General features: G+C 33.0%; 17 protein-coding genes. All 17 read right to left on the reverse strand.

Annotated features, from left to right (window positions below; genetic code table 11):
• Positions 1–137: 137 nt before the first annotated feature.
• The gene (locus EHR07_RS17355; protein WP_135746205.1) at positions 138–674 is read right to left on the reverse strand and encodes a GNAT family N-acetyltransferase; all 537 of its coding nucleotides are present in this window, start codon (positions 672–674) and stop codon (positions 138–140) included.
• Between the two features lie 6 nt (positions 675–680).
• Complete coding sequence (locus tag EHR07_RS19115) at positions 681–839, reverse strand: hypothetical protein (protein ID WP_167483382.1); 159 nt, start codon at positions 837–839, stop codon at positions 681–683.
• 304 nt (positions 840–1,143) lie between these two features.
• The gene (gene vapC / locus EHR07_RS17360; protein WP_135746206.1) at positions 1,144–1,542 is read right to left on the reverse strand and encodes a type II toxin-antitoxin system tRNA(fMet)-specific endonuclease VapC; all 399 of its coding nucleotides are present in this window, start codon (positions 1,540–1,542) and stop codon (positions 1,144–1,146) included.
• Complete coding sequence (locus EHR07_RS17365; protein ID WP_135746207.1) at positions 1,539–1,769, reverse strand: toxin-antitoxin system, antitoxin component; 231 nt, start codon at positions 1,767–1,769, stop codon at positions 1,539–1,541. The genes vapC (EHR07_RS17360) and EHR07_RS17365 overlap by 4 nt, the downstream gene beginning before the upstream one ends.
• 313 nt (positions 1,770–2,082) lie before the next feature.
• Complete coding sequence (locus EHR07_RS17370) at positions 2,083–2,412, reverse strand: helix-turn-helix domain-containing protein (protein ID WP_135746208.1); 330 nt, start codon at positions 2,410–2,412, stop codon at positions 2,083–2,085.
• Positions 2,372–2,764: a type II toxin-antitoxin system RelE/ParE family toxin gene (locus tag EHR07_RS17375; protein ID WP_135746209.1), complete on the reverse strand. Its 393-nt coding sequence runs from the start codon at positions 2,762–2,764 to the stop codon at positions 2,372–2,374. Before EHR07_RS17375 ends, EHR07_RS17370 begins: the two co-directional genes overlap by 41 nt.
• Before the next feature lie 273 nt (positions 2,765–3,037).
• Positions 3,038–3,733, reverse strand: coding sequence for a putative phage abortive infection protein (locus EHR07_RS17380; protein ID WP_135746210.1), 696 nt, complete (start codon positions 3,731–3,733; stop codon positions 3,038–3,040).
• 202 nt (positions 3,734–3,935) lie between these two features.
• Complete coding sequence (locus EHR07_RS17385; protein ID WP_135599689.1) at positions 3,936–4,286, reverse strand: HepT-like ribonuclease domain-containing protein; 351 nt, start codon at positions 4,284–4,286, stop codon at positions 3,936–3,938.
• Positions 4,276–4,590, reverse strand: coding sequence for a nucleotidyltransferase family protein (locus EHR07_RS17390; RefSeq protein WP_135746211.1), 315 nt, complete (start codon positions 4,588–4,590; stop codon positions 4,276–4,278). Before EHR07_RS17390 ends, EHR07_RS17385 begins: the two co-directional genes overlap by 11 nt.
• A gap of 303 nt (positions 4,591–4,893) precedes the next feature.
• A complete protein-coding gene (locus tag EHR07_RS17395) occupies positions 4,894–5,859 on the reverse strand; it encodes a hypothetical protein (protein WP_135746212.1) in 966 nt (321 codons plus the stop codon).
• Between the two features lie 203 nt (positions 5,860–6,062).
• Positions 6,063–6,488: a type II toxin-antitoxin system VapC family toxin gene (locus EHR07_RS17400; RefSeq protein ID WP_135746213.1), complete on the reverse strand. Its 426-nt coding sequence runs from the start codon at positions 6,486–6,488 to the stop codon at positions 6,063–6,065.
• Entirely contained in the window at positions 6,485–6,730 is a 246-nt protein-coding gene (locus tag EHR07_RS17405) for a ribbon-helix-helix protein, CopG family (protein WP_135746214.1), read from the reverse strand. The genes EHR07_RS17400 and EHR07_RS17405 overlap by 4 nt, the downstream gene beginning before the upstream one ends.
• Positions 6,731–7,005: 275 nt before the next feature.
• Complete coding sequence (vapC, locus tag EHR07_RS17410; RefSeq protein ID WP_135633697.1) at positions 7,006–7,404, reverse strand: type II toxin-antitoxin system tRNA(fMet)-specific endonuclease VapC; 399 nt, start codon at positions 7,402–7,404, stop codon at positions 7,006–7,008.
• Positions 7,404–7,634 (reverse strand): type II toxin-antitoxin system antitoxin VapB, encoded by a 231-nt coding sequence (vapB, locus tag EHR07_RS17415; RefSeq protein WP_135633696.1) that lies wholly within the window; start codon positions 7,632–7,634, stop codon positions 7,404–7,406. Before vapB ends, vapC (EHR07_RS17410) begins: the two co-directional genes overlap by 1 nt.
• 262 nt (positions 7,635–7,896) lie before the next feature.
• Complete coding sequence (locus tag EHR07_RS17420; RefSeq protein WP_135746215.1) at positions 7,897–8,892, reverse strand: hypothetical protein; 996 nt, start codon at positions 8,890–8,892, stop codon at positions 7,897–7,899.
• A 199-nt stretch (positions 8,893–9,091) separates the two neighbouring features.
• On the reverse strand, positions 9,092–9,694 hold the full coding sequence (locus tag EHR07_RS17425) for a HEPN domain-containing protein (RefSeq protein ID WP_135746216.1): 603 nt from the start codon (positions 9,692–9,694) through the stop codon (positions 9,092–9,094).
• A gap of 7 nt (positions 9,695–9,701) precedes the next feature.
• Entirely contained in the window at positions 9,702–10,280 is a 579-nt protein-coding gene (locus EHR07_RS17430) for an Abi-alpha family protein (RefSeq protein WP_135746217.1), read from the reverse strand.
• Between the last annotated feature and the right edge of the window lie 99 nt (positions 10,281–10,379).

Genomic DNA, 10,379 nt, shown 5'->3' on the forward strand with positions numbered 1-10,379 from the left:
AGTCCCGAACGGGACGTTAGGGATTGGCACGACGCTTGCGTAAGCAAGAGGAGTGACAAAAGCCTATGTGTCGGAGACCGAACGAGAGCGCAAGTCCCGAAGTGAAGCGGTTAGTTGCTGTTATGCGCAGAAACGCATTATACGAGAGTGATTAAATCAAAATACATTAGTCTTGTATCTTCATTTGTATCTGATTGAGTAAGGTAAACAAATCCATTTTTCTCATAGAAGCTAAGTGTCTCTTTGTTATTATATGCATCTACGGTTACAAATCGACAGCCAGTTTTATTTGAATCTAGAAATAGACCCTTAATATAGTTTAGAATATCTGATCCTAGACCTTGATTTTGGTATTGAATGGCAACACCTAATCTTCCGATTTTAACTGCAGGATAACTTTTAAATCTTTTCTTTTCAGGTATGGACTTTCTAAATTTTTTCCATCCTGAATTATTTGTTTGTTCGGCAGAGATTTTATCATTGATAACACTGAAGAATGCTACTGTATTCTGATTTTTGGAATTTTCAAAGATGTAAGTAACAGCAATTAAACTTTCAGTATATACTAGAGAGTCATTTAATAAAAAATCGTTTAGATCAGAGTCACCACAATCAAAAGGTAGGATAGATTTTTTACTATCAAGTCGATAAAGACGGATATTTTCCCAATCCATCAAGTTTTATTTTTCTAGTAGGTCGGAGATTTTTTTGTAGCTTGCTTGAATTTTGACAACTTCTTGTTTTTCTATTTTTTTTGTCTCATTCTTATCTAAAGACTCAAAGAAGAAATCGGCATCTTGACCTTTAAGAGTAGGTGTGTCTTTGATTTGAATAGCCATCTTTTTTTACTTTCCTAATTCTCTTATCTTTGAAAAGAAATTTATTATTCCTGTTAGTTTGACTCCTTTAATAGTTGGAATTGTCTGAATCTTTGTGAATCGTGTTCATTTTTGCGTTATTGCGCATAACGAACTAGACTAACCGACGTAGGCTGGGCCCTGAGTCCCGAACGGGACGTTAGGGATTGGCACGACGCTTGCGTAAGCAAGAGGAGTGCCAAAAGCCTATGTGTCGCAGACCGAACGAGGGCGTAAGTCCCGAAGTGAAGCGGTTAGTCGCTGTTATGCGTAGTAATTGCTTTTACTAAGTCCAATTTTCGAGTTTAAGAGAATTTATTCTTGCAAATTCTTTTTCATTATTTGTGACAAGAATACCATTGTTATTTAATACGATTGAAGCAATAATAAGATCATTTGGTCCAATTGGTAATCCTTTTGATTCTAAATTTGAACGAATTTCCGCGTAAATTTCAGATTCTATATCATTAAAGCCGACTATTTCAAAAGGATCTAGAAAATCTAAGATGACATTTCTATTTTTTTTAGGATTTTGGCTTTTGAGTGCTCCTAATAAAAGTTCTGCTTTTACAATAGATGGAATTTTAATTCTGTTTGGATTTAGTTTCTTAATATTGTTTTCAATTTTATCGTTTTTACCTTTTAGGAAATAAATACATATATTTGTATCTAAAAAATAATTCAAAAAGCTTCTCTCTTGTTATCATTTTTAAAGTCTAAGGATTCTGGTTTATTAAAGGAATTATCTTCTATTGAACCGTATAACTGGAAAAAATTTTCAGGCCATTTTTTTTCAAAAGAACTCTGTAATTTTCCTTTAACCCATTGAGATATAGAAACCTTTTCCTTTTTGGCAGCTAATTCAATTTTTTTGAGCGTATCTTGATCTATATATAATGATAGTTGTGGCATTTTATTCACCTTTTCTCAGCTCTGGAACAAGTATATAGGCAAGTATGGTTTTGTCAACTTCTATTTCCTTATCGTGATTTTCAGTTTTTGATTAATTCTGCAATTATTTCGCATAACGAACTAGGCTAATCGACGTTCCTCGAAGCTGAGCCTCAGAATGAGGCGTTAGCGTCGGCGCGAATCTTGCGTAGGCAAGAATCGTGACGGAGAGGATTGTGGCGTAGCCCAAACGAGGCCGCAAGTGCCGAAGTGCAGCGGTTAGTCGCTGTTATACGAAGGCCCCAACTATAGAATAATATTATTTATAAAAAACTTAGGAGGCTTTTAGGAGAACAAATTCTTTTTTAGACTTTCCATCTTTTTTATTTCTTAGTCTTGCTTTAATTTCTAAATCCATTCCGAGACTATCCAAATAATCAATTAAAGTAGAAATTTTCATATCTTTCCTAGATTCGAGTTTAGAGAGTCCAGATTGTGAAAAATTAGTAATATCTTCTTGTCTTAGTCCGACAAGTTTTCTTAATTCGGCTAGATTAATCTGAAAAAGCATTTGTTCAGCTTTATGTTTTGCTCTCGCAATACTTTCAGCAGGAAGCGATTTTTCAAGATTTTCTATTGGATTTCTTTTTACTTTTGTTTTCATCACTTTTCGTCCCGTTTTTGATTAACCAATTCGTGTAAATTTTTTCTACCATTGGAATCATTTCTTCATAAAACCTTTTATCATTTCCTCTTTTATCGCCACCAGCAAGTAATAAGCCAATTCTTCCTTCTGTGAAAACGAAAAAGATTCTAATTACTTTTAACTTAACTTGAATACGAAGTTCTTTAAGATTTTTGATCTTAGAACCTTGAATTGAATCAGCAAAAGGTCTTCCTAGAAGAGGTCCTTTTTGTTGTAAAAGATAAAAGTGAGCAAGGATTTCTTCTTTAGTGCTTAAATCGAGTTTTCGAAGCCAATTATCTATCTCTTCAGTAGATTCAATTTCCCACACACTCAATTTGTGGCTTAAAAATTTGATTCAGTCAAGTGAATATTCAGTTAAATTCATATTTTTTTAATCTTAACAGAAATTTCCTGGGGCTTTCGTATAACGAACTAGGCTAATCGACGTAGGCTGGCCCTGAGTCCCGACGGGACTTTAGGGACTGGAACGACGCTTGCGTAAGCAAGAGGAGTGCCAGAAGCCTATGTGTCGCAGACCGAGCGAGGGCGTAAGTCCCGAAGCGAAGCGGTTAGTCGCTGTTAATTGCAGTGTCGATATTTTTTAATCAGGCCCAGATGAAAAAGTATCAGTAAAAAAATCAAAAACTAATAATTTATCATAAAGTTTTTTATCTATTTTAGATAGCGCTTTCGTAATAAACTTTATTTCATCAGAACTTAATTGTGATTTGAAAATTTCGCAATAAAAGTGTTTTTCATTTTCTTCAATTAGTTTTGTGTCAGCTATATATTTTAATATGTTCCAGATATATTTGAAATAAATTTTTAGGATTGCATTTTGTATTAATGAATAAATATTTTGTTCGCTATCTTTTTCAAATTCAGATAAACTATCGGCAATGTTTTGATAGAATGTTACTCTGCCGGGTTGGGTATTTACCATATCAATTTCTAGGCTACTACTGTATTCTATATTTTGTTGAAATGAATTAATCAGGTTGTTCAGGTGGTTAATAAAATTAAAAAAAGTAGTTTCGAAATTATGTTTTTTGTTTTCGTAAATCTGAAAACTTTCTTTTCTTTGAACTTCCGTAAATTCATCTCTTTGTATTTTTAGAGAGTATAAAACTGCAATGAGTGTGGAAAAACTTAAAATCGGGTTAAGAACTCCACCTATAAAGTCACCAAAGACACCCCAAGTTTCGATTTTATCTGAAAAACCGAAACCAAAATTATAGATATAAGTAACCAAGGGAGCAAAAGTTAATATAATCAAAAGGGAGATAGGTATTTTCATTTCTTTAAATTATTTTCGACATTGCGACTAACGAACTAGACTAACCGACGTAGGCTGGCCCTGAGTCCCGGACGGGACGTTAGGGATTGGCACGACGCTTGCGAAGGCAAGAGGAGTGACAAAAGCCTATGTGTCGTAGACCGAACGAGGGCGCAAGTCCCGAAGTGAAGCGGTTAGTCGCTGTTATGCGTAGTCGCGGAAGTTAATCAAAAAGTGTTTTTTCTTTTTGTAAAATTTCTTTAATCTGAATTTCAAGGATTGGAATTTTATTTTTAACAAGATCCCAAACGATATCATAATCAACGATGAAGTAGCCATGTATTAAATGATTTCTCGTTGCAGAAAATTTTCGCCATTCAGGTTGGTTATGTTTTTTCTTAAAAGAATCAGAAAGTTTGTTAGAGGCTTCGCCAATAATCTCGATACTTCGGACAAATGCTCGTTTTAGGACATTATTATTAAGAAATGAATTTTCATCAGTTTTTGATAATTCATCTTTTAGAAAGAGAATTTCATTATATATATGCTTAATATAATCTAAGTCAGACTTCAATTAATACTGACTCACTTTCAACGGAATTTTTGAGAGAACCAGATATAGATTCAGTAGTAAGTAAATCAACTTTTACTTTAAAAATTTCTTCAAGTAGAAATGTTAGATTAATATAATTATCAAAATTTTTCATTCCAGACTTGAATTTGACCAGGAAATCAATATCACTATTTTGTTTTGCTTCATTTCTAGCGACAGATCCAAAAAGATGAATGGTCTCCACTCCTAGAATATCCAATTCCTTTTTGTAATTTTTTAAGGAGTTTTGAATAGAGTTAGAATCTAGAAGTTCTACAATCGCCATATCTCAAAATTGGTCGTTTTTGTGTAAAAGTCAAGCGATTGAATGAGGTAATTTTGCCTCTGTTTTCGATGTTTTTAGCATACAAAAAAGTGTTTCCTATGTTTTGAGGATTAAATTTGAGCGATTACGCATAACGAATTAGACTAACCGACGTAGGCTGGCCCTGAGTCCCGTGAACGGGACGTTAGAGACTGGTCACGACACTTGCGGATGCAAGGGGAGTGCCAGAAGCCTATGTGTCGCAGACCGAACGAGGGCTTGTCCCGAAGTGAAGCGGTTAGTTGCTGTTATGCGAAGTTTTAACTATAAGAAGTAATCTTTATAAGAATTGTCAAATATACTCTTGCTTTTTTCTGTTTTTTTCCTGTTTATATCAGGGAAATTTCCTTCAAAGCAATATTCTGTTAGAATCAAATTGGATTCATCAATGGAGACTTTCGTTAATGTAGATTCCAAAATTTCCGTTGAAAGGAAATCTCGGCTTTCTTTATATGCGCATTTAAACTTTTGATACTTAATGTCTAAACCAGAAGGAGATTCGCTAACAATTAGAGAGTAATCTACAAATGGAAGATCTTCTTCATAAAACTTATATGCATCATAAGATACACATTCGTTTTCTATAATTAGATGTTTTAGGTTAATGGAATAGATATTACTATTTAAATTTAAGTATAGTATATTTACTTTTCTTTCATATTCCCTCGCTTCCGTTATTTCGGTAATTGCTAAGAAATTTTTTATTTCTGGTATAAATCTCAGCTTCTCGGGAATATTTTTTGAGTAAATTTGATCTAAATCGAAAGTTACAATTTGGTCTTTATTAATATTTAATCTCTCTGAAATAGTAATGTTTGAATTGTGATTTGTTGATTTTTTGAGTGTAATTTTCGTAATATTATTAAAAGTGGGCAATTTTGTAATAGAATAGTAATTTTTTGCGCACGTAGTTTTGTAGTGTGTTTCTGGAATAATTTTTGTTTGAGGAATGGCTTTTAAGCTGATAACTTGAGAACTTAATAAATATCCGTTATAGTTTTCATTTGTTACTTCAATCCACTCTTCACTATTCTCAATTTGAATTTCTGAATTTTGAATTTTTCTGAATTTAGTACCTTCTGAAATATTCGTTATAGTTTTTTCAGAATTTCCTGGAGCAGCTTTTAAAGATACGCCATTTTTGGATTTAACAATTACTGTATTGTTGGAACGTTTTGAATAACAAGTTAATGTTGTAAGCAAAGCTAGAGTTATTGTCAGATTTTTCATATTCAATCCTATTTTTAAAATTGCGCATAACGAACTAGACTAACCGACGTAGGCTGGCCCTGAGTCCCGGACGGGACGTTAGGGACTGGAACGACGCTTGCGTAAGCAAGAGGAGTGCCAGAAGCCTATGTGTCGTAGGCCGAACGAGGGCGCCAGTCCCGAAGTGAAGCGGTTAGTCTCTGTTATACGAAGTTTGCGCTTTATTAACCTTTAATCATGCTTTCATTTATGATTTTTAAAGATTTTCCTTTCTTTGATTTATAAAACCTGAAATCACTATCTAAAGTGAAAATATTGGGAATTTCATATACCTCTGAAATTGTCAAAAGCGAAGCGTCCGCAAAATCCATTGGTCGATCGGAATATTTTTCCATATAAAATAGAATTGAACTAAATTGTTCATTATCCTGATTTAAAATTGATATCGCATTGTTATCAATCCATTCGATAAATGCCTTTTGTATTCTTTTGTTATCAGATAATAAGTAAGATACTTCGGTTACTACCGCAAGCGTAGTGAATAATTTGCCTTTAAAATTTTTAAGAAATGATCTGCATTGTAGGCAATAATTATCAGATTCGTCAAAAAAGGCAACTATAGGTCCAGTATCAATAATGGCTTTAATCATTTTTGTTTCTTGATTAAAACATCTTTAATATATTTTTGATGGTTAGTTGATTTGTCAGAAATCCCACTTTTATATAAACCGAAATACTTTTCACCTAATTCATAGGCAGAAGGTTGTTTTGCAAAATGATCAATATAGTAAACTAAAGATTCTTTAATTACTTCTGATTTACTTTTGTTTTCAATTTTTGCAACTTCTGAAAGTTTTTTTTCTAGTTCTTCTGGTAATCTTAGGCTTATCATATTGACCCTGTAATACATTTGTATTACATTTTCTTTGAACTGTCAAGAGAAACTTTTCCTTATTTTTAGTTTAACAAAGTAAATTTGCGCAAATTTCGTATAACGAACTAGACTAACCGACGTAGGCTGGCCCTGAGTCCCGGTAACGGGACGTTAGGGACTGGAACGACGCTTGCGCAAGCAAGAGGAGTGCCAGAAGCCTATGTGTCGCAGACCAAGCGAGGGCGCAAGTCCCGAAGCGCAGCGGTTAGTCGCTGTTATTTGCAGTGGCGATATTATTGAGACCAATCTTCGAAGATTAAGTTTTTAACTCTTTTAAATTCTTTTGTATTGTTAGTTATGAATATTAAATTTCTAGAAATAGCTTGGGCTGCTAATAAAGCATCTATCGAACTGATTAAGTTTCCTGATTTTCTTAAATCAGCTTTAATAATTCCAAAAGCTTGAGTGTCTCTTTCTTCAAAAGGTAAAACATCGAAAATAGTAAGGAATTCGATTAATGAAATTCTATTCTTTTCTTTTTGCTCACTGTTCTGAATTCCAAATTCAAGTTCAGCGAGGGTTAAAGTTGAAATGAAAATACCTTTGTTATAATTTTTATTAATTTTATCTATTAGAATTTGATTTTTCTTTTTAATAAGAAAAATACAAATATTAGTATCAAGTAGAAACATTAGATAGAATCTCTTTCAGAATCAGGTAATTCATTTCTCCCATCTTTCATAAAATCATCCGAGAATCCATTTAAACCATCTAGAAAGGCGTTCCAAGCTTTATTTTTTGGAACAAGAATTACGGCTTCTCCAACTTTTTGAATAAAGACCTCATCGCCTTTAAATTGAAATTCCTTTGGAATTCTTACTGCTTGGCTTCTTCCGTTTATAAAGATTTTTGCTGTTTGCATGTAAGTAGTATATATCGTAGTATATATCTTTGTCAATGTTGATTTTTCTTAATTTTAGGCTTATTTTTCGCCATTGCAAATAACGAACTAGGCTAATCGACGTTCCTCGTAGCTGAGCCTACGGAGTAGGCGTTAGCGTCGGCGCGCCTTCTTGCAGAGCGAGAAGCGTGACGGAGAGGAATGTGGCGCAGCCCAAACGAGGCCGCAAGTGCCGAAGTGCAGCGATTCGCCGTTGTTATACGCAGTAAGTGTTTTATGCGAACTATTGGTAGTAAACATCTACTGTTTCTTTTCGAATATATTTATTAACCGGAATTTCCCTGTCAAAACTTTTTGGGTTAACCATGTATGCTAGGTCACTTCCAAACTCTTCCTTGTATTTGCTATATATTTGTATAAAATTTTTGCTAAAAATATCGATAAATTCTAGTAATACTGTCAGTTCAAGAACTGTTTTTTCAATTAGATTAAATTGATCTATAAAGAGTGAACACAGTAGGCTTGTTAGTTCTTGTTCGTCAATTTCCTTAGCTCTTGTTTTTGACTTATATGAAGATTTGTAAGATTCTATTGTGTTGTTGTAAGTCTTTCCGATGATTCTGTTTAAGTTTCCATCACCTAGAATATCTATTGTAATTGAAAATAATTTAAATAGCTTCTTATCGATGGCTATTTTTTCTCTTATTTGAAATACAAAGAGACTGTCAGCTAAGTCGAAAGAGGGCTTATCTAAATCTATGGGATATAGTGCGGAAAGATATTCCAGTTCGGTTTTGAAGAAATCATTTGTAAGGTAGTTTTTGGCAATTATGGATATTTTCTCTTCCATAAGTTCTCTAACTTCTGGAATGTTATTCGCATCGGGATTTGAGAGTAGGGATTGTCTCCAGTAATTGATTAGGTCTTTAAAATGTGTTTCATTATTAAATCGTTTTAGTATTTCTTCGAATCGGACAAATTCACTTGCTAATGAATTTATTCGTTTTATACTTTTTAAGATTATAGTGTTATAGGAATTTATTGTTTTATTTATTTCTTCGATTTTTCTGATGCGAATATTTTCTAAATCTTTCTTTTTGTCTCTGTTAGACTCTAGTAGAAATATTATTATCGAAAAACCAAGAGGTAGTGTTGCATTAAGTAGGCTAAAGTAAGTTGTCTTTTCTTCGCCATCTAGGCAAGGAGTTGAGATGAAAAATATTGCAATTATAGCGTAAGTTATAGAAATAAGAAATATTGTTGAAATATATTTATTCATTCTTGTTTTAGGTTACACTTATTGCGTATAACGAACTAGACTAACCGACGTAGGCTGACCCTGAGTCCCGGAACGGGACGTTAGGGACTGGCACGGAGTTTACAGATGCAAACGAGTGACAGAAAGCCTATGTGTCGCAGACCAAGCGAGGCCGCAAGTGCCGAAGCGCAGCGGTTAGTTGCTGTTATGCGACGTTATTTTATATAGAATTAAATAGTATTTCACCAAATTTGTCTAGATTATTGATCCAGTTGAGAAGTTCTGTGTAAGATATCGGTGTCAAATTGAAATTTAATTCATCTAATGTTCCTTGTCTATCTGCTCTGTGAACAATATTATGGCGTCTTTCAATCATTTTTTCAAGTATTGGAAAAATCTCCTTAAATTGCCTATTATTAATATCTAAATCCTGAAACATAATGCAGATATCTTGAATTTTATTATAGTTATTGTAATTTAGATACTCGTCTACTGACTTATCGAATAATTCTTTTACTTTTGGATCTTTAAAGCTTTCTAAATTTTCGAAAGTGAATCCTTTCGGTTGGTTTCGATCAGTGTATCCGTATAGTGGTATTTTTTTCCATAATAACGGTCCTTTATTGCCGATTAAAAATTTAAACGTACCTCTTAGTAAATCTTCTAAAGTAGCATGAAGAAAAACGACCGCTGCTCTTAAAATATCATCATCGTACAAACTAGGACTTTGATTATTCAAAGTTTGCGTATTTAGAAATACTTGAGCTAAATCTCTCGCTCTTTGTAAATTGTCATAAAAATTACTTTGGATATTAGCTTTCATAGAATACTCAATTAAAAATATATTCAGAGAAAGATTTTCCGTAAGAAGTTAGAATAATTTTGCTAAAACGTCGAACGCCTGTTTGTGAATTATTTTCAATAATTGGATCTTGCTTGTTAATAGGCCAAGTGATTAAGTTTTTGGAAGTTAAATGATCGATATATAATTTTTCATTTTCCTTATGAGAAAGTATTTCGATTGGAAAGGTTGTCCGTGTAATTCTTCGATTGATAAATCGATTATTTTTTTTATCTAAATCAAGTTCATCGATTATATCGATTTCACTATTTTTTAGATGATTTAATATGAAAAGTTCATCTTCTTCTAATTCGTTAAAAATTATTATGTATGATCGGAAAAATTCTGTATTTTTGCTAAGAATCTTTATAAGTATGTTAAAATAATAGTCTTGCCTGGTTTTTGAGCTATTGAATGGCAAAAATTGAAAATACAGCTTTAGTAAGTCTTTTGATATCTCATCTATATTGAAACTTGGAAGAAGATTAATTCTCTCTTCTTGATTTTTTAGATAAAATGAAAAATCTTCATTTTCCAAAATAGTAAGTAATTTTGATAGGTTATTCATTTTTCTCCTAATTTTCGATTTAATTTAAGGTAGGTTCAAGAATTTAGCGCACAAGATTCCTGATTTCCTCTTCTGGTGTATTCCAGTTTAAAGTTTTTC

The sequence above is a fragment of the Leptospira bandrabouensis genome (assembly GCF_004770905.1).
Classification (GTDB): Bacteria; Spirochaetota; Leptospiria; order Leptospirales; family Leptospiraceae; genus Leptospira_A; species Leptospira_A bandrabouensis.

Excerpts from the sequence above, each read along its gene's own strand:
- EHR07_RS17355 (WP_135746205.1), bottom strand. The coding sequence starts at position 674 with ATGGATTGGGAAAATATCCGTCTTTATCGACTTGATAGTAAAAAATCT.
- EHR07_RS19115 (WP_167483382.1), bottom strand. The coding sequence starts at position 839 with ATGGCTATTCAAATCAAAGACACACCTACTCTTAAAGGTCAAGATGCC.
- EHR07_RS17365 (WP_135746207.1), bottom strand. The coding sequence starts at position 1,769 with ATGCCACAACTATCATTATATATAGATCAAGATACGCTCAAAAAAATT.
- EHR07_RS17370 (WP_135746208.1), bottom strand. The coding sequence starts at position 2,412 with ATGAAAACAAAAGTAAAAAGAAATCCAATAGAAAATCTTGAAAAATCG.
- EHR07_RS17380 (WP_135746210.1), bottom strand. The coding sequence starts at position 3,733 with ATGAAAATACCTATCTCCCTTTTGATTATATTAACTTTTGCTCCCTTG.
- EHR07_RS17390 (WP_135746211.1), bottom strand. The coding sequence starts at position 4,590 with ATGGCGATTGTAGAACTTCTAGATTCTAACTCTATTCAAAACTCCTTA.
- EHR07_RS17395 (WP_135746212.1), bottom strand. The coding sequence starts at position 5,859 with ATGAAAAATCTGACAATAACTCTAGCTTTGCTTACAACATTAACTTGT.
- EHR07_RS17400 (WP_135746213.1), bottom strand. The coding sequence starts at position 6,488 with ATGATTAAAGCCATTATTGATACTGGACCTATAGTTGCCTTTTTTGAC.
- EHR07_RS17405 (WP_135746214.1), bottom strand. The coding sequence starts at position 6,730 with ATGATAAGCCTAAGATTACCAGAAGAACTAGAAAAAAAACTTTCAGAA.
- vapC (WP_135633697.1), bottom strand. The coding sequence starts at position 7,404 with ATGTTTCTACTTGATACTAATATTTGTATTTTTCTTATTAAAAAGAAA.
- vapB (WP_135633696.1), bottom strand. The coding sequence starts at position 7,634 with ATGCAAACAGCAAAAATCTTTATAAACGGAAGAAGCCAAGCAGTAAGA.
- EHR07_RS17420 (WP_135746215.1), bottom strand. The coding sequence starts at position 8,892 with ATGAATAAATATATTTCAACAATATTTCTTATTTCTATAACTTACGCT.
- EHR07_RS17425 (WP_135746216.1), bottom strand. The coding sequence starts at position 9,694 with ATGAAAGCTAATATCCAAAGTAATTTTTATGACAATTTACAAAGAGCG.
- EHR07_RS17430 (WP_135746217.1), bottom strand. The coding sequence starts at position 10,280 with ATGAATAACCTATCAAAATTACTTACTATTTTGGAAAATGAAGATTTT.